The sequence below is a fragment of the Pseudomonas sp. NFPP12 genome, assembly GCF_900103205.1.
Taxonomy (GTDB): Bacteria; Pseudomonadota; Gammaproteobacteria; order Pseudomonadales; family Pseudomonadaceae; genus Aquipseudomonas; species Aquipseudomonas protegens.
Map to the genome: position 1 here is coordinate 1011925 of NZ_FMWW01000002.1, position 22565 is coordinate 1034489.

Annotated in this window: 21 protein-coding genes and 1 tRNA gene; 17 read left to right on the forward strand and 5 right to left on the reverse strand. The window is 63.2% G+C overall.

Annotated elements, in window-relative coordinates; all coding sequences use genetic code 11:
* Positions 1-111 precede the first annotated feature (111 nt).
* Both pth and ychF read left to right on the forward strand, forming a co-directional pair.
* Positions 112-696: an aminoacyl-tRNA hydrolase gene (gene pth / locus BLS75_RS12400; protein ID WP_011063412.1), complete on the forward strand. Its 585-nt coding sequence runs from the start codon at positions 112-114 to the stop codon at positions 694-696.
* A gap of 23 nt (positions 697-719) precedes the next feature.
* Positions 720-1820, forward strand: a complete 1101-nt coding sequence (gene ychF, locus BLS75_RS12405) for a redox-regulated ATPase YchF (protein ID WP_015636980.1) — start codon at positions 720-722, stop codon at positions 1818-1820.
* A gap of 58 nt (positions 1821-1878) precedes the next feature.
* Here ychF and BLS75_RS12410 read toward each other — a convergent pair whose 3' ends face one another.
* A complete protein-coding gene (locus tag BLS75_RS12410; protein WP_072450945.1) occupies positions 1879-3933 on the reverse strand; it encodes a TonB-dependent receptor domain-containing protein in 2055 nt (684 codons plus the stop codon).
* A gap of 189 nt (positions 3934-4122) precedes the next feature.
* The gene (gene pobA / locus BLS75_RS12415) at positions 4123-5310 is read right to left on the reverse strand and encodes a 4-hydroxybenzoate 3-monooxygenase (RefSeq protein ID WP_072450946.1); all 1188 of its coding nucleotides are present in this window, start codon (positions 5308-5310) and stop codon (positions 4123-4125) included.
* Positions 5311-5500: 190 nt separating this feature from the next.
* Between pobA and BLS75_RS12420 the strand changes: the two genes are divergently transcribed.
* The gene (locus BLS75_RS12420) at positions 5501-6391 is read left to right on the forward strand and encodes a helix-turn-helix domain-containing protein (protein WP_015636982.1); all 891 of its coding nucleotides are present in this window, start codon (positions 5501-5503) and stop codon (positions 6389-6391) included.
* A 66-nt stretch (positions 6392-6457) separates the two neighbouring features.
* Here the strand turns inward: BLS75_RS12420 and BLS75_RS12425 are convergent, their stop codons facing one another.
* Both BLS75_RS12425 and BLS75_RS12430 read right to left on the reverse strand, forming a co-directional pair.
* On the reverse strand, positions 6458-7675 hold the full coding sequence (locus BLS75_RS12425) for an MFS transporter (protein WP_011063417.1): 1218 nt from the start codon (positions 7673-7675) through the stop codon (positions 6458-6460).
* Positions 7676-7762: 87 nt separating this feature from the next.
* Positions 7763-8671: a LysR substrate-binding domain-containing protein gene (locus tag BLS75_RS12430; RefSeq protein ID WP_011063418.1), complete on the reverse strand. Its 909-nt coding sequence runs from the start codon at positions 8669-8671 to the stop codon at positions 7763-7765.
* A 226-nt stretch (positions 8672-8897) separates the two neighbouring features.
* On the opposite strand from BLS75_RS12430, the gene BLS75_RS12435 reads away from it, so the two are divergent.
* From BLS75_RS12435 to BLS75_RS12470, 8 genes are all read left to right on the forward strand, one after another.
* Positions 8898-10016 carry an ABC transporter ATP-binding protein gene (locus tag BLS75_RS12435; protein WP_041119858.1) on the forward strand — a complete coding sequence of 373 codons (1119 nt, stop codon included), beginning with the start codon at positions 8898-8900 and terminating at the stop codon, positions 10014-10016.
* Positions 10017-10031: 15 nt separating this feature from the next.
* Complete coding sequence (locus BLS75_RS12440) at positions 10032-10952, forward strand: ABC transporter permease (protein ID WP_041119859.1); 921 nt, start codon at positions 10032-10034, stop codon at positions 10950-10952.
* Complete coding sequence (locus tag BLS75_RS12445) at positions 10949-11758, forward strand: ABC transporter permease (protein WP_015636986.1); 810 nt, start codon at positions 10949-10951, stop codon at positions 11756-11758. The genes BLS75_RS12440 and BLS75_RS12445 overlap by 4 nt, the downstream gene beginning before the upstream one ends.
* A gap of 27 nt (positions 11759-11785) precedes the next feature.
* A complete protein-coding gene (locus BLS75_RS12450) occupies positions 11786-12820 on the forward strand; it encodes an ABC transporter substrate-binding protein (protein WP_072450947.1) in 1035 nt (344 codons plus the stop codon).
* A gap of 70 nt (positions 12821-12890) precedes the next feature.
* The gene (locus BLS75_RS12455; RefSeq protein WP_072450948.1) at positions 12891-14354 is read left to right on the forward strand and encodes an amidase; all 1464 of its coding nucleotides are present in this window, start codon (positions 12891-12893) and stop codon (positions 14352-14354) included.
* 77 nt (positions 14355-14431) lie between these two features.
* A tRNA-Met gene (locus BLS75_RS12460) sits at positions 14432-14508 on the forward strand.
* Between the two features lie 180 nt (positions 14509-14688).
* Positions 14689-15528, forward strand: coding sequence for a 5'-nucleotidase, lipoprotein e(P4) family (locus tag BLS75_RS12465; protein WP_065365183.1), 840 nt, complete (start codon positions 14689-14691; stop codon positions 15526-15528).
* 118 nt (positions 15529-15646) lie between these two features.
* Positions 15647-16333, forward strand: a complete 687-nt coding sequence (locus BLS75_RS12470) for a T6SS immunity protein Tli3 family protein (RefSeq protein WP_072450949.1) — start codon at positions 15647-15649, stop codon at positions 16331-16333.
* A gap of 49 nt (positions 16334-16382) precedes the next feature.
* On the opposite strand, the gene BLS75_RS12475 is transcribed toward BLS75_RS12470, so the two are convergent.
* On the reverse strand, positions 16383-17279 hold the full coding sequence (locus tag BLS75_RS12475; RefSeq protein ID WP_275656354.1) for a cytochrome-c peroxidase: 897 nt from the start codon (positions 17277-17279) through the stop codon (positions 16383-16385).
* 331 nt (positions 17280-17610) lie between these two features.
* Between BLS75_RS12475 and ggt the strand changes: the two genes are divergently transcribed.
* The 6 genes from ggt (at position 17611) to BLS75_RS12505 (ending at position 22511) form a co-directional block, all read left to right on the forward strand.
* Positions 17611-19446: a gamma-glutamyltransferase gene (ggt, locus tag BLS75_RS12480; RefSeq protein WP_072450951.1), complete on the forward strand. Its 1836-nt coding sequence runs from the start codon at positions 17611-17613 to the stop codon at positions 19444-19446.
* A 154-nt stretch (positions 19447-19600) separates the two neighbouring features.
* Positions 19601-20095, forward strand: coding sequence for a GNAT family N-acetyltransferase (locus BLS75_RS12485; RefSeq protein WP_072450952.1), 495 nt, complete (start codon positions 19601-19603; stop codon positions 20093-20095).
* Positions 20096-20558: 463 nt separating this feature from the next.
* Positions 20559-20825: a DUF3077 domain-containing protein gene (locus BLS75_RS12490; protein ID WP_072442483.1), complete on the forward strand. Its 267-nt coding sequence runs from the start codon at positions 20559-20561 to the stop codon at positions 20823-20825.
* Positions 20826-20940: 115 nt separating this feature from the next.
* A complete protein-coding gene (locus BLS75_RS12495) occupies positions 20941-21252 on the forward strand; it encodes a type II toxin-antitoxin system HigB family toxin (RefSeq protein ID WP_072450953.1) in 312 nt (103 codons plus the stop codon).
* Positions 21249-21620 (forward strand): helix-turn-helix domain-containing protein, encoded by a 372-nt coding sequence (locus tag BLS75_RS12500; RefSeq protein WP_011063430.1) that lies wholly within the window; start codon positions 21249-21251, stop codon positions 21618-21620. The genes BLS75_RS12495 and BLS75_RS12500 overlap by 4 nt, the downstream gene beginning before the upstream one ends.
* A 78-nt stretch (positions 21621-21698) precedes the next feature.
* Positions 21699-22511, forward strand: a complete 813-nt coding sequence (locus tag BLS75_RS12505; protein WP_072450954.1) for a MerR family transcriptional regulator — start codon at positions 21699-21701, stop codon at positions 22509-22511.
* The last annotated feature ends 54 nt before the right edge of the window (positions 22512-22565 follow it).

Consider the following 22565-nt stretch of genomic DNA (forward strand, 5'->3'; position numbering starts at 1 on the left):
GCGGGCGAGAACGCGAAGTTTGCCGCAAGGCAACCCAGCTCTTGTCGTCCACTTTCGCCGTAGCACCGGTTGCGGCGATGTCATCCACCACTCCAAAGAAGGGCCCCTATCGTGACTGCCATCAAACTGATCGTTGGCCTGGGTAATCCAGGCACCGAATACGAACAGACCCGGCATAACGCAGGGGCCCTTTTTGTTGAGCGCATCGCCGAAAAACAAGGGATCAACCTTGTCGCCGATCGCAAATATTTCGGCCTGACCGGGCGCTTCAGTCACCAGGGTCAGGACATTCGTCTGTTGATTCCCACCACCTACATGAACCGCAGCGGCCAGGCCGTGGCGGCGCTTGCCGGCTTCTTCCGCATCAAGCCGGAAGAGATCCTGGTGGCCCACGACGAACTCGACTTGCCGCCAGGCGTCGCCAAGCTCAAGACCGGCGGCGGCCATGGCGGGCACAACGGACTGCGGGACATCATCGCGCAGCTCGGTAATCAGAATACCTTTCACCGCCTGCGGCTCGGCATCGGCCATCCGGGCGTTGCCAGTATGGTTTCAAACTTTGTCCTGGGTCGTGCGCCACGCGCCGAACAGGAAAAACTCGATGCCAGCATCGATTTTGCCCTCGGCGTGCTGCCGGATATCTTCGCCGGTGAATGGAACCGCGCGATGAAAAACCTGCACAGCCAGAAGGCCTGACTCTACTCCTCGGGGAATACACCATGGGATTCAATTGCGGCATCGTCGGCCTGCCTAACGTCGGCAAGTCCACCCTGTTCAACGCCCTGACCAAATCCGGGATCGCGGCCGAGAACTTCCCCTTCTGCACCATCGAGCCCAACAGCGGTATCGTGCCGATGCCCGACCCGCGCCTGGACGCCCTGGCCGCCATCGTCGTGCCCGAGCGCGTGCTGCCCACCACCATGGAGTTCGTCGACATCGCCGGCCTGGTGGCCGGTGCTTCGAAAGGTGAAGGCCTGGGCAACAAGTTCCTGGCCAACATCCGCGAAACCGACGCCATCGCCCATGTGGTCCGCTGCTTCGAAGACGACAACGTGATCCACGTGTCCAACAGCGTCGATCCCAAGCGCGACATCGAAATCATCGACCTGGAACTGATCTTTGCCGACCTCGACAGCTGCGAGAAGCAACTGCAGAAAGTCGCCCGCAACGCCAAGGGCGGTGACAAGGATGCCGTGGCCCAGAAAGCCCTGCTGGAACAGCTGATCGCCCACTTCACCGAAGGCAAGCCGGCCCGCAGCCTGATGAAGGACATGAGCGCCGACGAGAAGCTGATCATCCGCGGCTTCCACCTGCTGACCACCAAGCCGGTGATGTACATCGCCAACGTTGCCGAAGACGGCTTCGAGAACAACCCGCTGCTGGACGTGGTCAAGGCCATCGCCGAAGAAGAAGGCGCCATGGTGGTGCCGGTGTGCAACAAGATCGAAGCGGAAATCGCCGAACTTGAAGACGGCGAAGAAAAGGACATGTTCCTCGAGGCCCTGGGCCTGGAAGAGCCCGGCCTGAACCGGGTGATCCGCGCTGGCTACGAAATGCTCAACCTGCAGACCTACTTCACCGCAGGTGTGAAGGAAGTCCGCGCCTGGACCGTGCGTGTCGGCGCCACCGCGCCACAAGCCGCCGCCGTGATCCACACCGACTTCGAAAAAGGCTTCATCCGCGCCGAAGTCATCGCCTACAACGACTTCATCCAGTTCAAGGGTGAAGCCGGAGCCAAGGAAGCCGGTAAATGGCGCCTGGAAGGCAAGGAATACATCGTCAAGGACGGCGACGTGATGCACTTCCGCTTCAACGTGTGATCCCCTTCAGCCCCATTGCCTGGCAATGGGGCTGATTTCCCCGCTACATCCAGCGGCCTCAGAAGTAAGTGGTCGCCCCTGCGAAGAATGCCCGTCCGGGCACATAGAAGTTGGTCGATCCGTCCCGCAGGTCCTTGTCCATCAAGTTCTGCACCCCGCCGTTCAAGGTCAGCCACTTGGTCAACGCCAGGTTCGCCGTCAGGTCGTAAGTGGTATAGGACTGCACGAAATCATTGCCCAGGCCCCGCTGCTTGCCGACGTGCTGAGCCGAAAGCTCGGTGCTCAAACGGTCGGTGACCTGCCAGTCCAGCGCACTGAATGCCGACAGTTTGGGTGAACTGATCAGGTCTTCACCGGTGGACAGGTTCTTGCTTTCCAGCATGTAGGTGGCGTTGGTGCGCCAGTTCACGGAGTCGCCCAGCGGAACCCGGGCGGTGCCTTCCCAGCCACGGGTACGGGCCTTGTCGACGTTTTCCAGCATGGTCCACCAGCGGCCCTGGTACTGGCCCAACGGGCCGTATTCGATCTTGTCGGTGAAATCGGTGTGGAAGTAGGTCAGGCCCGCTTCCCAGCCATCGTGGTCGAACGAAAGGCCGATTTCCTTGTTGGTGCTGGTTTCCGGTGTCAGGTTCGGATTGCCCGCCATCCAGCAACTACCAGTGACATAGCCCAACGGCCGTAACGAACCACAGCCCCGACCTGCGGATTCGGTAGCCGCCCCCGCACTGCCCTCCTTCAGGCTTGGCGCACGAAAACCCTTGGAAACACCGCCACGCACGGTCCAGTCCGGGTGCGGGTGATAGACCACATACGCCCGCGGGCTGTTGTGGTTACCGTACTTGTCGCTGTGGTCGAAGCGGTTGCCCAGGGTCAGGGACAGGTTGTCCAGCAGGAACAATTCATCCTCGATAAAGGCCGCCGAGTAATCGCCCTTCAAGGTCGAGCCACTGACCGGCGCGCCCTGATAATCCACGGGTACCGTGCCCAGGGTATCGGTGTTGGTCAGCTCTTCACGCTTCCATTGCCCGCCCACCGTCAGGCGCTGGTCCAACAGCAATTGGAAGGGAATATTCAGGCTGCCCTCGACGATCTTCTCTTCCGAGTTGGCTTTGCCCAGGTCAAGGTCGTTGCGGTACTTGTTCAGGTAGGCATCGAGCTTCGAGGTGCCAAAGCTCCAGTCGCCGGTATGGGACAGAATGTAGCTGTCGCGGGTCAGGCGGCTGGGGCCGAAGGCGCCACCAACGGTCTCGTTCCAGTCACCAAAGGTCTTCTTTGATGCCCAGGAATGCTCAACGCCATGCACCGCCTCGAAGGACAGGCTCTGCTCCTGATTGATCTGCCAGTCCAGCAGTGCATTCACGCTCTGATCCTTGGAGCCGCCCGCGCCATCGTCGTACATGAAATCGCCCTGGGCATCGCGCCGCGCCTCTACCTCATCCGCAGCCCGACGCGTGACGTTGGCCCCCAGGCGCAGCCCCAGGGATTCTGTCAGCGGACCTGCCGCATTCACGCTGTACTGAGTGGTCTGGCCGCGGTCGGAATCCTTGGGCACGGTGATATTGGTGCTGGCCGAGCCGGTCCAGGTCCGCGAGACCTTGCGGGTGATGATATTGATCACCCCGCCCATGGCGTCCGAACCATACAGCGACGACATAGGCCCGCGGACGATCTCGATGCGCTCGATCATGTTCGGCGAGATCCAGTTCAGGTCCTGGCGCGCCAGGTCGCGGCGATAACTCAGGTCCGCGGAACTGCCGACCCGCTTGCCATCCACCAGGATCAGCGTGTACTTGTCGTCCAGCCCCCGCAGCTTGATCTTCGACTGCTCGCCCACCGGGCCGAAACCACCGGTCACCCCCGGCACCCGGCGCAGCAGGGTATTGAGGTCATAGACCGGCTGGCGCTCGATTTCCTCGCGGGTGATGACGCTGACACTGGCCGGGGCATCCTTGAGATCCGTGGCGCCGCCAGTAGCCGTGACAAAGGCGGTATCCAGTTCCAACGATGCAGGCTTGGCCTCTTCAACCGCATCGCCGGCCTGCGCCAGCGGGGCCAGCAGGCCGACACCGGCGCTGAGCAGAAGCGAATTGAACAGGCAGGAGCTGACTTTCATTACAAACGATCCTTGTCGATTCAATGCACCCGGATGGTGCATCAAGGGAGAGAGGGATCGGAGTGTAATGCTAATGAATATCATTTATAAATAGGAATGTTTCCGCACTGTTACATTACGGCTTGCCGCCCGTTGCAGGCAGCGCCCTGAAACGGCCCACTGCATGCGGGTCGCTTCAGGGTCGTGGGCTCAGCAGATTTCTTCGTAAGGCAGGCCCACATAGTTCTCGGCAATGTTCACCAGGCCAGCGTGGGAATTGAGGAAATATTCGCGATCGGCCTGCTGCATCTTGTGGTCCCAGGCATCCTGCCGGTCGCCGAAATCGTGCAGCAGATTGGTCATGAACCAGCTGAAGCGTTCGCCCTTCCACACCCGGCGCAAGGCCAGTTCGGAATACTTTTCCAGCAGCTCGGTACGCCCTTCGCGGTAGACCTTGACCAGGATCCGGTACAGGTAGCACACATCGGAGGCCGCCAGGTTCAGGCCCTTGGCACCGGTAGGCGGAACGATATGGGCCGCGTCCCCCACCAGGAACAGCTTGCCGTACTGCATGGGCTCCACCACATAGCTGCGCAGCGGCGCGATGCTTTTCTCCAGCGCTGGCCCGGTCACCAGGTCAGCCGCCACCTCTTCTGGCAGACGGGCCTTGAGCTCGTTCCAGAAGCGCTCGTCGGACCAGTCCTCGACCTTGTCGCTCAGCGGCACTTGCAGGTAGTAGCGGCTGCGGGTCAGGGAGCGCTGGCTGCACAGCACGAAACCACGTTCATGCTGCCCATAGATCAGTTCGTGATTGACCGGTGGGGTATCGGACAGCAGCCCCAGCCAGCCGAAGGGGTATTCGCGCTCGTAGTGGCTCAGCACGTCTTCGGGGATGCTCTTGCGTGCCACGCCATGAAAACCGTCGCAGCCGGCGATGTAATCGCAGTCGATGCGCTGTAGCTGGCCGTCTTTTTCATAGGTGATATAGGGCTGCGCGCCCTTCATGTCATGGGGCTGCACCTTGTCCGCCGAATAGATGATCGGCGCTGCGCAGGCAGCGCGGGCCTCCATCAGGTCGCGGGTGACTTCGGTCTGGCCATAGACCATCACCGTCTTGCCGCCGGTCAGGGCCTTGAGGTCGATGCGCACGCGCTTGCCGCCCATCAGCAGCTCCACCCCTTCATGGACCAGGCCTTCAGCGTCCATGCGGCGGGCCACACCGGCCTCGCGCAGCATGTCCACGGTGCCCTGCTCCAGCACACCGGCACGGATGCGGCCCAGCACGTAGTCCGGGGTCTGGCGCTCGACAATCACGGTGTCGATGCCGGCCTTGTGCAGCAGTTGGCCCAGCAGAAGGCCGGAAGGTCCGGCGCCGATAATCGCAACCTGAGTTTTCATTGTTGTCGTCTCATAAGGGCATTCCAGTCACCGTGCAGGCGAAATCCGGAATTTATGGTTATTGTTGTACCCCTGCATTTTTGCCGACAAAAATCGCAAAAAATGGTGATTAACCACCGTAAAAATGCACTTTTGAAAACAGCGTTCGATTATCGAGCATTCCAACCCCTCACCCCCAGGGCCGCGCCCGATGAAAGCCAGTCGCTCCAGCATCCCCGTATTCAAGCTCTACGGCGAAAACCAGGCCTGGCCGACTCCGGACCTGTTGCACTGCGAATCCATCCCCAAGCGCAGCAGCCTGCACCACTGGGAGATCAAGCCACACCGCCACGCCGACCTGTATCAACTGCTCTATGTGCAAAGCGGACAGGCCCTGGTGGAAGTCGAAGGGCGCCGCGAGGACGTGCGCGAAGCAACCATCCAGGTGGTGCCGCCGCTGATGGTCCACGGCTTTCAGTTTTCCGAGAACATCGAGGGCTACGTGCTGACCCTGGGTGCGCCGCTGGTGGCCCAGCTGGAAAGCCAGCTGGGGGCGCCGCTGGCGGTCCTGGCCGCGGCCGGGCGCTACCCGGTGGGCCGTGACCGGCAGCGCCTCAACAGCCTGTTCAAGACCTTGCTGGAGGAGTACGAAGGCAGCGCCTCAGCGCGGGACCTGCTGCTGCATTCGCTGGTCAACGTACTGCTGGTGTGGATCAGCCGCCGACGCCAGCAGAACGTGACGCCCAGCAACCGCAGCGAGCGCAACCAGCAACTGCTGGGGCACTTCATCAAGCTGGTGGAGCAGCATTACCAGGAGCACCCGACGGTGGAAGCCCTGGCCCATCGCATCGGCCTGTCCAGCGTGCACCTCAATACCCTGTGCCGGGAACTGGCCGGGCAGACCGCGCTGCAGATCATCCACCAGCGCCTGATGCTGGAGGCCAAGCGCAACCTGATCTACACCAACATCAGCATCAGCCAGCTCTCGGACAACCTGGGCTTCAGCGACCCCACCTACTTTTCCCGCTTCTTCAAGCGCCTCGGCGGCCAGACACCCAACGCCTTTCGCCAAGGCACCGGGCACACCCGCCAGGGCGGCTGAAGCCCAGGCAAAAAAAAGCCCGGGGCCAGAACCCCGGGCGTTCTATCGCCAGCACGCCTCAAGCCATCAGGCTTTGCGGGTACGCGGCAGGAAGATCGCCAGCACCCCGAACAGCGGCAGGAACGAGCACAGGTAGTACACATACTCGATGCCATGGATGTCCGCCAGGTGCCCCAGCAGCGCCGCACCGATCCCGCCAAAACCGAACATCAGGCCGAAGAACACCCCGGCGATCATGCCAACGTTGCCCGGCACCAGTTCCTGGGCGTACACCACGATGGCGGAGAATGCCGAGGCCAGGATAAAACCGATCACCACGCTCAGGACGCTGGTCCAGAACAGGTCGACATGGGGCAGCAACAGAGTGAACGGCGCCACCCCGAGGATCGAGAACCAGATCACTGCCTTGCGCCCGATCTTGTCGCCGATCGGGCCGCCGAAGAAGGTTCCCGCCGCCACGGCTCCCAGGAACAGGAACAGATGCAGTTGCGAGCTGGCCACCGACAGGTCGAATTTCTCGATCAGGTAGAAGGTGAAGTAGCTGGTGAAGCTGGCCATGTAGAAATACTTGGAAAACACCAGCAGCCCGAGGACCACCAGGGCGCTGATCACCCGGTTCCTGGACAGGCCGTGAGTCGCCGCCTGGCCCTGCTTGAGCTTGTACAGGCGCAGGTGGTTGGCATACCAGCGGCTGATGGCGTACAGCACCACCAGGGCAAACAGCGCGAACAGGCCGAACCAGGCCACATTGCCCTGGCCGTAGGGAATGATGATGGCCGCAGCCAGCAAGGGGCCGAAGGCGGTGCCGGCATTGCCGCCGACCTGAAAGCTCGACTGGGCCAGGCCATAGCGCCCGCCCGAGGCCAGCCGCGCGACCCGCGAAGCCTCCGGATGGAAGGTCGAGGAGCCAATGCCGATCAATGCTGCTGCCAGCAGGATCAAGGGAAAGCTGCCGACCTGGGACATCATCAGGATGCCGATCAGGGTGCAGATCATTCCCGCCGGCAGCAGGAAAGGTTGAGGCCGGCGGTCGGTGTAGTAGCCGACCCAGGGCTGCAACAGCGACGCGGTCAGCTGGAAGGTCAGGGTAATCAGGCCGACCTGGGTGAAGGTCAGGCCGTAGCTGTCCTTGAGCATCGGGTAGATCGCCGGCAGCACTGCCTGGATCAAGTCGTTGATCAGGTGCGCCAGGGCCACCGCACCAATGATGCGCAGGACCAGGGGACTGCTTTGCGAAGCCGGGGAAGCCGTCGCGGCGACGCTCGGGGAGTTGCTGCTAGCCATAGGATTTTCCGTACAACGGGTGGGTGCACAGGGGCAGGTGCGTCAATGTGCCATTTTTCGGTGCAGTCGCGCCATCCCATTAGCTTGCTAACGAACCCCGATTCGCGCCTCGGGGAAATCCGCTTCCAGCTCGGCCTTGAGCCACTGGATAAACCATTCAACGTCCTCCGACCACTCGCTGGCCGGGGTCAGCACCCGGTAGCTTTCCAGCTGCACCTGGTCTTCCAGCACCCGCACCAGGGTGCCGGCCTTGAGCTCCTCGCGCACCAGCACTTCGTTGGCCAGGGCAATACCACCGCCGCTTTCCGCCACCGACAGCGCATGGTCGTTGTTCACGTAGATCAGGTCGGACGTGAGCTGGATATCCAGGCCATTGGCGGCGAACCACATGTTCCACCACTCGCCGTCATCGAAGTGGATCAACTCATGGCGGGCCAGGTCCGCCGGCTCGCGAATCGCCTCGATACTGGCCAGGTAGGCCGGGGTGCAGATGGGAAACACCCGGGGGCAGATCAGGCTGACCCGGGACTCGGCGTATTGCCCGTCCAGGCCGTAGGCGATCCCCAGGTCGCTGCTCTTGGCATCCACTTCGCTAAAGGTCGAGTTCGGCTCGATGGCGAACTTCAGGCCCGGGCGCACGTGGCGCAGCGCCTCCAGGCGCGGGGTCAGCCAGCGCTTGGCAAACCCCGGCACGACCATGATCCGCAGCCAGCGCTCGGCAGCCCTGGGCTGTACCTCGCGCCCGGCCTCGATGATCAGTTGCAGGGCGGCGGCGATCTTGCGGTGGTACTTCTCCCCCGCCGGGGTCAGGTTCACCCCGCGGGACGTGCGCTCGAACAGCTGCACCCCGAGCCAGTCCTCCAGCAGCTTCACGTGGCGGCCGATGGCCGGCTGGGTCACATGCAAGGCCCTGGAGGCTTCGACATAGCTGCCAAGACGGGCGGCGGCATCAAAAGCACGCACTGCATTCAACGGTGGCAAACGCTGCTCGACCATGATTTCGCCCGCCTCTTGCTATTAAATTTTTTAACAGCCGGTATGTTAAAATTGATGTTTCGCCCCCGCAACCCCTCACTGATAATCAGCCCCAGCAGAACCCGGTAAAACCCGCGCAAAGCCTGCAAAGACAAGCTTTCCACGCACCCGACACATTTCGATCCTGCCCAAGAAAAACAAGATCCATGGCCTGCACGACAGCTCATGGGGGAATCGGAGGTAAGGCATGAATGCCCTGCATGCGCTGCAAACGCTGGCGGTGTCCATCCGTTCAGTGCGCAAGGTCTACGGCGATCCACACAGCGGCCCGGTGGCCCTGAAGAACATCGACCTGGATATCCGCGACAACGAATTCTTCACCCTTCTCGGCCCCTCGGGCTGTGGCAAGACCACCCTCTTGCGGATGATCGCCGGGTTCGAGTTCCCGACCCAGGGCGAGATCCTTCTCTATGGCGAGAACATCGCCGACCGGCCGCCCTTCGAGCGCCCGGTGAACACGGTGTTCCAGCATTACGCACTGTTCCCCCACATGACCCTGGCCGAGAACCTGGCCTTCGGCCTGGAATCGCGCCCTATGGGCCAGGTATTGAGCAAGGCGCAGATCGCCGAGCGGGTGCGCGAAATGCTGGCCCTGGTGCAGATGGAGCGCTTTGCGGCGCGCAAGCCCAACCAGCTGTCCGGCGGCCAGCAGCAACGCATCGCCCTGGCCCGGGCCCTGGCCCCCCACCCCAAGGTACTGCTGCTGGACGAGCCGCTGTCGGCCCTGGACCTCAAGCTGCGCCAGGCCATGCGCGAAGAACTCAAGGCCATCCAGGCCAAGACCGGTATCACCTTCATCTTCGTCACCCACGACCAGGAAGAAGCCCTGACCCTGTCCGACCGCATCGCCGTGCTCTCCGAAGGCGAAGTGCAACAGGTGGGTCGCCCGGAAGAAATCTACGAGCAGCCGCGCAATCGCTTCGTCGCCGACTTCATCGGTGAAACCAACTTCATCCCGGCCACGGTCAGCCGTGTCGAAGCGGGCCTGGCCTGGTTCAGCGGGCCCGCCGGGCAGGCGCTGCCGGCGCAACCCTGCACCACCGCCAAGGTCGGCCAGCAGGTCACCCTGTCGGTGCGCCCCGAGCGCTTGCACCTGCGTGGTGATGCCTCGCAAGGCGCCCTGGCGTGCCGCATCGAAGCACTGATCTACCTGGGCACCGACCTGCAATACCAGGTCAGCCTCGGCGACGGCACACGCCTCACCGTGCGCACGCCCAACAGCCTCGAACACCACCCGCGCCTGAGCGTAGGCAGCAGCGCCGGGCTGCTGTTCGAACGCGGCAGCGCCAGCGTCCTGCTGGATTGACCACGAGGATTCGCCATGCACGCTTCTTCGATTTCCCAGCACCTGGAACGGCGCAAGGCCCTGCGCAGCTTTCTCGGGGTCAGCCCGGCCCTGGTGGCCATCGGCCTGTTCCTGATCGTGCCGATCCTTATCGTCATCGGCTATTCATTGATGGAAGCCAACCCCTACGGCGGGGTGAACAAGGTCTTCAGCAGCGACGCCTACACCTCACTGCTGTTCGAACGGCAACTGGACGACAGCCTGGCCTTCGCCGACTCCTACCTGCTGATCGCCCTGCGCTCGATCGGCATCGCCGGGCTGACCACGGTGATCACCCTGCTGATCGGTTTTCCGGTAGCGGTGTGGCTGGCCATGCAGCCAGTGCAGCGCCGCGGCCTGCTGATCTTCCTGATCACCGTGCCGTTCTGGGCCAACCTGCTGATCCGCACCTACGCCTGGATCCTGCTGCTGCGCAACACCGGGGTGATCAACAACAGCCTGATGGGGCTGGGGGTCATCCACGAGCCGTTGCAGTTGCTGTACACCGACGGTGCGGTGCTGCTGGGGCTGGTCTACACCTACGCGCCCTTCGTGGTGCTGCCGATCTACGCCACCCTGGAAAAGATGGACACCCGCCTGCTGGAAGCGGCCCAGGACCTCTACGCCGGGCGCATTCGGACCCTGCGCAAGGTGGTGCTGCCCATTGCCAAGCCGGGAATTTTCGCCGGGGCGATCCTGACTTTCGTGCCCTGCCTGGGGGCGATGATCGCCCCGGAACTGCTGGGGGGCGGCACCCGGATGATGCTTGGCAACCTGATCTTCCGGCAGTTCAGCGATGCCCGTAACTGGCCCTTCGGCGCCGCCCTGTCGCTGGTGCTGATGGCCGCGGTGATGCTGGTACTGACCGTCTACGCCCTGCGCGCCCAGCGCCAGAAAACCCTTCAGGAGGGTGCATGATGATCCGCCTGTTCAAGCGCAACGGCCTCGGTGTCCAGGACTTTCCCGGCTTCGGCGGTTTCAGCTTCCTGTTCTACCTGTACCTCTACGCGCCGATCCTGGTGCTGGTGGTGTTCTCCTTCAACGCCAACCAGTCGGCCACGGTGTGGAGCGGCTTCAGCCTCGACTGGTACCGCGCGGCGTTCGCCAACCAGGCCCTGCGCCAGGCGGCAGGCAACAGCCTGCTGATCGCCGTGTGCGCCAGCATGGCGGCCACCGCCATCGCCACCCTGGCGGCCCTGGGCACCTCACGCGGGGCGAAGTTCAAGGGCCTGCAACTGTCCATGGGCGCCATCATGCTGCCCCTGGTGCTGCCGGAAATCGTCGTCGGCGTGGCCACCCTGGCGCTGTTCTCCACCCTGGGGCTGTCCCTGGGCTACGGCAACCTGATCATCGCCCACACGGTGTTCTGCATCCCCTTCGCCTATTTGCCGATCCGCGCCCGCCTCAACGACATGGACCTGTCCCTGGAGCATGCGGCGGCAGACCTGTACGCCGGCCCCTGGCGCACCTTCCGCAAGGTGACTCTGCCGCTGCTGATGCCGGGGATCGTCTCCGGGCTGATGCTGGCCTTCATTGTCTCCCTGGATAACTTCGTGATCTCGATGATGGTGTCCCAGGCCGGCACCACCACCCTGCCGATCTTCATCTTCGGCCTGTTGCGCATGGGCGTGACACCCGACGTCAATGCCGTGTCGACGCTGATCCTCGGCGTCTCGGTGCTGTTCGTCAGCCTCTCTTATCTGCTGAGCAAGAAACACGCTTGAACCTTCCACTGACCTTGGGGAAATGACATGAGCAAGTTGATCGCAAGCCTGGGTACCTCGTTGTTGCTGAGCCTGCCACTGGCGGTGCAGGCCGCCGAGAAACTCAACGTCGTGAGCTGGAGCGGCTACTTTTCGCCGGAAATTCTCGCCAAGTTCCAGAAGCAGACCGGTATCGAGGTCACGGTGGACTCCTACGACTCCAACGAAACCCTGCTGGCCAAGCTGAAACAGGGCGGCACCGGTTATGACGTGGCGATCCCGTCCCACCAGTTCATCCCGATCCTGATCAAGGAGCAGTTGCTGGAGCGCTTCGACCCGGCCAAGCAGCCCTATTACGCCAGCGTGGTCGACAACCTGAAGAACCCGACCTGGGACCCGGAAGGCGCCTACTCGGTGCCCTTCATCTGGGGCACCACCAGCGTGGTGCTCAACGGCGAACGCTACAAAGGCCCGAGCGACAGCTACAAGGTGCTCTACGAGCCGCCAGCGGAGCTGCAGGGGCGGATCAACATGTTCGACTCGGTGAGCGAAGTGATCGACATGGCCAGCCTGTACCTGAACATTCCACTGTGCAGCGAAGACCCCAAGCAGATGCAGCAGATCCTTGGCCTGCTCAAGACGCAGAAGCCCTTCGTCAAGACCTACAGCTCCAAGGCCGGGGCGATCCGCGAGAACCTGGCGGCCGGGGAAATCGACATGTCGATGTTCTGGGGCGGCTCGTCGATGCGCGCCCGGGAGATGAAGCCCGGCCTGAAATATCTCTACCCGAAAGAAGGCGTGCTGGCCTGGGTGGACAACATGGTCATCCCCAAGGGCAGCAAGAACCCGGCGAACGCCAAGGCCTTCATCGCCTTCCTCAGCCAGCCTGATAACGCCGCCATGACCCAGAACTTCCTCAAGCACCAGAGCCCGATCAAGGGCGTCGAACCCTTCCTCGACGCCGGGTTGAAGGATGCTCCCGAGCTGCACATTCCCGAGGGTACCAAGGTGGTCTTCAGCCAGACCTGCGGCGAAGGCGCAATCCGCCTTGCCGACCGCCTGTGGACCAACCTGATGCGCTGAGCAGCGTTGACTTGCCGCCCCGGCCTGGATGCCGGGGCGTTTCTAAAGCCGTTTGAAAGGCCCTCCTGCCATGATCGCCAAGCCCCCCAGCGAACTGGTCCTGCTTCAGGCCCATGAACTCGCCGAGCGTATCCGCCTGCGTCAGGTTTCCTGCCGGGAAGTGATGCAGACCTACCTTGCCCACATCGAGCACTACAACCCCCTGGTCAATGCCCTGGTCAGCCTGCAACCGGCCGAAGCCCTGCTGGCCGAGGCCGACCGGCGCGACGCCGAACTGGCCCGTGGCGAATATCGCGGCTGGATGCACGGCCTGCCCCACGCGATCAAGGACCTGTCCCTGACCCGGGGCATCCGCACCACCCTGGGTTCGCCGCTGTACCGGGATTTCATCCCAGAGCGCGACGGCATCATGGTGGAACGGATCAAGGCCGCCGGGGCGATCCTGATCGGCAAGAGCAACACCCCGGAATTCGGCCTCGGCTCCCAGACCTACAACCCGCTGTTCGGCGCCACCGGCTGTGCCTATGACCCGAGCAAGACCGCCGGCGGCAGCAGTGGCGGCGCCGCCGCAGCCCTGGCCCTGCACCTGGTACCGGTGGCCGACGGCAGCGACATGATGGGTTCGCTGCGCAACCCGGCGGCTTTCAACAACATCTTCGGCTTCCGCCCGTCCCAGGGCCGGGTGCCCTTCGACGACAGCAGCGACCTGTTCATCGACCAGCTCGGCTACGAAGGCCCCATGGCCCGCAGCGTGCGCGACGCGGCCCTGCTGCTGTCGGTGCAGGCCGGGGGCGATGCGCGGGCGCCGCTGTCCATCGCCGAGTCCGGCCAGGGCTTCGCCGCCCCGCTGGAGCGCGACTTCAAGGGTGCGCGCCTGGGTTGGCTGGGGGACTTCAACGGCTACCTGCCAATGGAAAAGGGCCTGCTGGAGCTCTGCGAAAAGGCCTTGGGCGATTTCCGCAGCCTGGGCTGCAGCGTAGAACCCGCCAGCCCCGACTTCGCCCCCGAGCGCCTGTGGAGCAGCTGGCGCACCCTGCGCCACTGGATGGTCGCCGGGTCCCTGGGCGGCGCCTATGCCGACCCGCATAAGCGCTCACAACTCAAGACGGAAGCCATCTGGGAAGTGGAGAACGGCCTCAAGCTCTGCGCCAGCCAGGTGTTCGAAGCCTCGGTGATCCGCAGCGACTGGTACCGCGCCATTTCAAAACTGTTCGAACGCTTCGACTACCTGCTGCTGCCCAGCGCCCAGGTCTTCCCCTTCGACAAGAACATACCCTGGCCGCGCAACATCGAAGGCGTGGCCATGGACACCTACCACCGCTGGATGGAGGTGGTGATTCCCGGCACCTTGTCCGGCTGCCCGGTGGCCAGCGTGCAGGCCGGCTTCAATGCCAACGGCCTGCCCATGGGCTTGCAGATCATCGGCCGACACCAGGCCGACTTCGCCGTCCTGCAACTGGCCCACGCCTACGAACAGGCCAGCCGCTGGTTCCAGCGCTGCCCATCGCCACTGATTTTCGGGGGGAAGGGATAAACGGTTGATAGCGTAGATAATTTTTTTATAAAAACGCTTGACGCATTGTCGTTCCGAGCGAATAATGCGCGCCACTTGGCTACATAGCTCAGTTGGTTAGAGCATAGCATTCATAATGCTGGGGTCCGGGGTTCAAGTCCCTGTGTAGCCACCAAGTACTAAAAACGGCTTACCGCAAGGTAGGCCGTTTTTTTATGCCCGCGAAAAAGTACCGGGGATTACGCCGCATTGATCCACAAACGCGACACCCGCATTGAGCACCGCCACTGGCTGGGATAGAACACTCCGGCAGTGTTTGTGAGAGCTGCGCAATCCTCACTTCAAGGGCTCGAAAATGAAAACAAAAATCACCCGAACCGCGGTCGCTCCCTGGCTGTTCTCGCTCCTGGCAATCACCTGTACCCCGACCTTCGCCGAGCAGGCTCCTACCCCGCCCTCCAACCTGCTGACCGCCGCCGTGGCCTGGAAGCAAACCGCCGCCGAATTCGAGGCGCTGTACTACCAGGGCTTCAACATCGCCCGCCTGCAACTGGACCGCGCCCTGCAGGAACACAAGGCCGGCGAGCGGCCACTGGCGATCATCAGCGACGTTGACGACACCGTGCTCAGCAGCAACAGCTACTGGGGCTACATGATCAATTCGGGCAAGGAGTTCTTCGACGACGAGGCCTGGGACAAATGGGTCGCCGACAATGGCCCGGTGGCCACCCCGGGCGCCGTGGAGTTCCTCAAGTACGCCCAGTCCAAGGGTGTCGAAGTGTTCTACGTCACCAGCCGCGACCAGGGCGAAAAGACCTACGAATACGCCCTGGCCAACCTGCGCAAGAACCAGCTGCCCTATGCCGATGAGCAGCACCTGACGGTGTACCGCGACAGCTCCAACAAGGAGCCGCGGCAGCAGGAGATCGCCAAGGACCACAACGTGGTGCTGATGCTGGGCGACAACCTCAACGACTTCAAACGCAAGTACTACGTGGCCGACGTCAAGCAGCGCAGCAGCCTGATGACCGAGGACAAGGAGCAGTTCGGCCGCAAGTTCATCCTCTTCCCCAACCCCACCGATGGCCATTGGCTGAAGGCGATCTTCGGCGACTCCGAACCGCCGGCGACTCCGGAAAATCGGGCCAAGTTCAAGGCCGCGGCCAGCTCGACGGCCTGGCAGATGAAGCCCTGAGAGGGCGCCGCAACATCAGCGCAACGCTGGCCCGCCATGGCCAGTGTTGCGCCAAGCCCCCAGGGATGTCATAAACGCCAGCCCCTGCATTCAGGCAGGAACAAGGAGTCGTTTTCTCATGTGGGCAAGGAAGCTGCTGTTACTGATCTCGTGCGGGGTACTTGGGGCCTGCAGCGCTCCCGAGCCGATCCAGTACCTGCCCGGCCGGGTCATCTACCGCATCGATTCATCACGCTTTTTCGAGATCGACCGGACCACCTTCAAGCTCTGCAACGGTTCCTCGCCGGTCATCGCCAGCAGTGGCGACATGGTGCACTACACCGACACCCGGCTCGGCATCCACACCCCGGTTGCACCCTTTGGCTCATTCAACGGCATCACCGTGCATGGCCGTGGTTCGCACTTGATGATCGATGCTGCCAACTCCAATTACCTGGTGATTCCGATTGCCCAAGGACCGGGCTTCAGCAAGGGCGGGGCCGGCTTGCCGCGCCTGTACTTTTCCCAGGATGCCGGGCGTACCTGGCTGCGCATCACCGCGCCCAGGTACCTGGAAAGCCCTGAGCGAACCTGGCTGACCGGCTCCGTCCTTTCGATCGAAGGCCCCCTCCTGCACGGCGCCGCACAGATCGACCTGTCCTTGAACTACGAGACGCTCAAGGACCACTCGCCCTACTCGATGCTGTCTTACCCACAACGCTGGCAACGCACCGATAGCACTCGTACACCTGGCTACTTCGAACCCGCTCGCCAAGCACCCATCGATGACCGGTTCAATTGTGCCACTGGGGCCAAGCAGGGCTGACCCAGCACGTGGGGCTTGAAAAACCGCAGCAGGCTGCGGTTTTTTTTGCTCAGTTGAACGGCTGCGGATGCGGTGTCTGCGCCGAGGACGGCGGCAGGATCGGCAGCTTGAAGTCCGGCTGGTCACCGGTCAGGGTTTCAAGGAAGGCCACGATCTGGCTGACCTCCTCGGTACCCAGCTTGCGTCCCAGTTGCAGACGGGCCATCACGTCCACCGCCTCTTCCAGCTTCCAGTAGGCGCCGTCGTGGAAGTAGGGATAGGTCAGCGCCACGTTGCGCAGGGTCGGCACCTTGAACAGCATGCGGTCGGCATCCTTGCCGGTCAGCCCGGCCACGCCCTGGGCCGGGTTCTGGGTGACATAGGGCTCGATCATGCCCATCTTCTGGAATGAGCCACCGCCCACCGCCTCGCCGTTGTGGCAAGCCACGCAGCCGATGGACTTGAACAGTTGATAGCCCTTGAGCGCGGAGGGGCTGATGGCCGCCTTGTCGCCCTTGAGCCAGCGGTCGAACGGCGCATTGGGGGTAACCAGGGTTTCTTCGAACGCAGCGATGGCGTTGGTCACGTCGTCAAACTTGATGCCGTCGTCGCCGTAGACCTGCTTGAAGGAGGCCCGGTACTGGGGAATGGAACGCAGCACGTCCACCGCCAGGTCATGGGTGAAGCCCATCTCCCCCGGGTTGGCGATGGGGCCACCGGCCTGTTCCTGAAGCGTGGCCGCGCGGCCGTCCCAGAACTGCGCGACGCTCATGCCGGAGTTGAGCACCGTGGGCGAGTTGATCGGCCCCTGGTGCCAGTTGTGGCCAATGGAGGTGGGCAGGTTGTCGCTGCCGCCCATGCTCAGGTTGTGGCAGGAGTTGCAGGATATGAAACCGGACTTGGACAGGCGCGGGTCGAAGAACAACTGCTTGCCCAGCTCCACCTTGGCCACATCGGTGATCTTCACCGGCTGTACCGGCTGGATCGGTTCGCTTGGCGTTTCCCCCCTGACCTCCCCCCCCAACAGCAATCCGAAAACAAGTAACCACTTACAACGGTGCATGACGTCCCCTCATCAGGCTTATAGTTTGTTTCACCCTGTACCCAACGCCCCCCTCCCGCCCTGACTCAGATCAATCGACGGCCGGGTGAAAGACTGCCTGCGACCCCATGTACAGGGGAGATGGCCCCCTCCAGCCTCGTGCCCAGGGCTACATCCGGGTCCAACTGCCGGCGCCACTGCTGTACATTCCCCCGCACGGACGACCCCTCATTTCCCTGTGAACGGAGCTCAACGCGTGTTCTCGAACTTCCCTCCCCGTCACCGCCAACTGCTCGGCCTCAGCCTGCTGGCTGCCGCCCTCAGCCTTGGCGCCTGCCACAACCCGCCTTCTTCCAACGCTCTGCCTGCCGCCCCGGAAATCGCCTCGGGCTACCGCACCGACATGCAGACTCGCCATGCCGACAAGCACATGGCCGCCGCTGCCAACCCGCTGGCCGCCGAGGCCGGGCGCGAAATGCTGCGCAAGGGCGGCTCGGCCATCGACGCGGCGATTGCCATGCAGGCCGTGCTGACCCTGGTGGAACCGCAGTCCTCGGGGATTGGCGGCGGCGCGATGATCGTGCTCTGGGACGGCAAGGCCGTGCGCACCTATGACGGGCGGGAAACCGCGCCGGCCGGCGCCACCGAGAAGCTCTTCCTGCAGGCGGACGGCAAGCCCATGGCCTTCCCCCAGGCGCAGATCGGTGGACGCTCGGTCGGCACCCCGGGCGTGCTGCGGGCCCTGGAAATGGCCCACCAGAAACACGGGCGCCTGCCCTGGGCGCAATTGTTCGAACCGGCGATCCGCCTGGCCGAGCAAGGCTTCGCCATCTCGCCACGGCTGCACAGCATGATCAGCGCCGATCCTTTCCTGGCACGCTCGCCGGACATGGCCGCGTACTTCCTGAATGCCGACGGCACGCCGAAAGCCGTGGGCACCTTGCTGAAAAACCCACCACTGGCCGCGGTGCTCAAACGCATCGCCGAGGAAGGCCCGGATGCCCTGTACAAGGGCCCGGTGGCCGCGGAAATCGTCGCCAAGGTCCAGGGCCACGCCAACCCCGGCAGCCTGTCGCTCAACGACCTGCAAGGCTACCGCGCCAAGGAACGCGCGCCGCTGTGCAGCGACTACAAGCGCTGGCAGGTGTGCGGCATGCCGCCGCCCTCCTCCGGCGGCGTGGCGGTGGCGCAGATACTCGGCACCCTGCAGGCCCTGGAACAGCGCGACCCGCGCTACACCCTGGCCAACCTCAAGCCGCAGAAAACCAACCTGCCCGCCGGCCTGGAGCCAGCGCCACAAGCGGTGCACCTGATTGCCGAAGCCGAGCGCCTGGCCTATGCCGACCGTGGCCTGTACGTGGCCGACAGCGACTTTGTGCCCGTGCCGGTGGCCGGCCTGATCGCCCCGGACTACCTGGCCAAGCGTGCCGCACTGATTGGCGAGCGCAGCATGGGCAAGGCCGAACCGGGCAAGCCCCAGGGCATCCAGGTGGCCTATGCACCGGACCGTTCGCCAATGCGCATCTCCACCTCGCAAGTGGTGGCAGTGGATGACCTGGGCGGCGCCGTATCGATGACCACCACGGTGGAAGCGGCCTTCGGCTCGCACCTGATGGTCCAGGGCTTCATGCTCAACAACCAGATGACCGACTTCTCGTTCATTCCCGAGGAAAACGGCCAGCCGGTGGCCAACCGCGTCCAACCGGGCAAGCGTCCGCGCTCGTCCATGGCGCCAACCCTGGTCTTCGACCGCGCCAGCGGCGAACTGCTGGCCAGCGTCGGCTCCCCCGGCGGCTCGCAGATCATCGAGTACGTGGCCAAGTCGGTGGTCGGCATGCTCGACTGGAACCTCGACCCGCAAGCCGCCGTCGGCCTGCCCAACTTCGGCAGCCGCAACGGGCCGACCGAACTGGAGAAGGGCCAGTTCAGCCCGGCCCTGAAACAGGCACTGCAAGCTCAGGGACATGAGGTAAACGAGATCGACATGACCAGCGGTACCCAGGCCATCGTTCGCGTGCGTGATGCACAGGGCAAGGCCTCCTGGGCCGGCGGCGCCGACCCGCGGCGCGAAGGGGAAGCGCTGGGGGATTGAGAGTAATCGGATGAACCCAGGGGCTGGCCGTGAGGCTGGCCCTTTTTTGTGGGCGGTGAACGAGGGCTCTGTATGCAAGATTTTGCGGCGGTCTGTGTCTGATCCGACCTTTGGATCTGCCCTAGCATCGTCCCTGTCCACCGAGGAACCGACGATGAACAAGATTGCAGCCGACCTTGATATTCCGGGCCTGAGCCCACGCCGCCTGACGCCCCAGGACCTTGAACTGATCTGCCGCCATCGCCAGGCGATGTTTCTCGATGCGGGTAAGGACCTCTCCACCTTGCAGGTGATGACCGAGCACTTTCGGCCCTGGTTGCGTGAACGCCTGGAGGACGGTCGCTACTACGGCTTCGCCTTGATGGACGCCGAGCAGAGCGTGGCCAGCATCGGCCTGATGAGCATCGACTGGCCGCCCCACCCTTCCCATCCAACCCAGGATCAGCGCGGCTACGTACTCAACGTCTACGTCGAACCGGCCTACCGGCGCCGCGGCCTGGCTTCGGCGCTGATGAAACTGGCGGAGGCCGAGTTCAGCCAGCGCGGGCTGGGCTTTGCCGTGCTGCATGCGACCGAGGCTGGCAAGCCGCTGTATCAGGGGCTGGGTTGGGCGGCGACCAGTGAGATGGCGAAACAGGGCTTTCTGTAGCCGCTGCCGCAGGCTGCGACAAGGACCGAAGGGCCTTCGGCGCCTGGGAGATCGCTGCGACCGTTCCGGTCGTTCGCAGCCTGCGGCAGCGGCTACAGGGTTGGTTCACAAAATGTCGCAGTAATGCCGTTGCGACGCCCCCTACTCCAACCTATGGTTCGACCGTCGCTGCAAAATCAGCGAACAGGCTTGGCGGCCTGATAGAATCGAGGCGCAACAGCGCCCCACCCACATGCAGGCGCTTTTTTTGCGCCCGCATACCTGCGTTATGGCGGGTTGCGTGGGAGAACCTTCGGGTTCGCCGGTTCCTTGATTCCCGGTCCGCCAATCCTGCGCAATCCGCCACCCTGATCTGCTTGGCGGCAGACGGTGACGGTCCTTCGAATCAAGGGGTCGTGACCATAAACTGCTTCTGCAATCTGTTTCTCCAACACCTCCCGCAACACAAAACCGGAGGTGCCCGATGACCACTCAATCGCCCCTGACCACCCTCGGTGAAATCCGCTTTTCCCAGTGCGGCGAGCACCTGCATCCGCTGTTTCGGGTGAATGCCGACGTGCCGATCAACGACGCCCTGGAACACGCCTCGACCCTGTTGCATCTGGCAAAGCAATTCACCCTGGAGGCCGCCATGGAGCCGCGGTGCGACCGCTATGCTTGGGCGGCACACTACCTGGCAGAGATGGGCAAGGCACTGATGGACGACGTGCACGCCACGCTCTCTGCATGACCTGATCGTCCCTGAACCAACGTCGCCTGCGCGGGCAGATCCAGCGATCTGTCCGTACATCGCTTGACGCACTCAGCGACTTGTTTAAGTCCCAGGACGGGACTAGGATCACGCCATGAGAATTATTGCAGTCAGTCAGTTGAAGGCCTTCTGGGAGAAGTACCCGGACGCAGAACAGCCCTTGCTGGCCTGGGTCGATGAAGCAAGGAAAGCCGAGTGGTCCAACCCTGCGCAGATCAAGGACCAGTATCGCAACGCGAGCATTCTCAAAAGCCGCAGGGTGGTCTTCAACATCAAGGGGAATGAGTATCGACTGATCGTTGCCGTGGCCTATCGCTTCGGCGCGCTGTACATCAAGTTCGTAGGTACCCACCAGCAGTACGATGCCATTGACGCCGACAGCGTAGACATGGAGCAACCCGCATGAACATCCGCCCCATCCACACCGACCAGGACTACCGCGCCGCACTGAAAAGCGTCTCGCCCCTGTTCGACAACGAACCGCAGCCCGGGACACCTGAAGGCGATTACTTCGATGTGATGATCACCCTGATCCAGGCATACGAGGCCAGGCAGTTTCCCCTGGACCTGCCCAACCCGATCGAGGCGATCAAGTTCCGCATGGAGCAATCCGGCTTGTCCGCCGCCGACCTGGCGCCGGCCATCGGCCGCACCAACCGCGTCTATGAAGTGCTCAACGGCAAGCGCGCGCTGACCCTGCCCATGATCTGGAAACTGCACCAGCTGTTCGGCATTCCCGCCGAGAGCCTGATCAAGCCGATCAAATCGTCCTGAGCCGTGCTGCCGGACTTGAGCTTGCCCTTGGGTAAAGGCTCAACCTGCCTGGCAGCCCAACAACACCAAGGACGCTCCATGCTCACCATCGGACAAATGGCCCGCTGCCACGGCCTTATCACCAAGACCCTGCGCCATTACGACAGCATCGGCCTGTTCACCCCGGCCCTCACCGGCCGGGACAACGGCTACCGCTATTACAGCCCGGAACAGATCGTGACCCTGGGGCGCATCGTCTGGCTGCGGCAGTTGGGCATGTCCCTGGAAGACATCCGCACTCTGGCGGACCAGGGCGGCCTGGACAGCGTGCTGCACATGCAGCAGTCACTGCAGGCGCATGCCCGGCAGTTGCAAAGCGAGATCGCCCGCAGCCAGAAAGTACTGGGCCATCTGCAGCGCTACCTGGCCCAGCCGCAGCGCCAACTCCCAGCCGCGCAGACACCACAGAAGGTATTCCTGGCGCCGCAGCGGATCATCGGCATGGCCTGGCAGCAGGACGACCCGGGCACCATCGCCGAGCTCTGGCAACGTTTCGAACCTCGGGAACAGGAGATCCAGCGCCTGGCCGAGCCGGTGGGCACCTATGGCATCTGCCAGCCCCTGGAAGACGGCCAGTGGCGTTATGTGGCCGGCCTGCCGGTCGCCGCCGACGCGCCCCTGGTGCCCGGCATGGTGGAGCTGGAAATCCCTGCCCGCCATTACGCGCGAGTCGAGCATCACGGCAGCGTGGCCACCCTGCCGGAAACCTTTCGCGCCGCCTACAGCGAGTGGTTGCCCGCCGCCGGGCTGATGCCCCTCGACGCGGTGGAGTTCGAGTACACCGGCGAGCGCTTTCTGGGGCCCATGCACCCGGACAGCGTGGTGGAACTGTATATCCCGCTGAGCGCCTGAAACGCCCGGTGAAGGGGCAGACCAGCAGGCTACCGCTGGTCTGCCCCGGCCTAT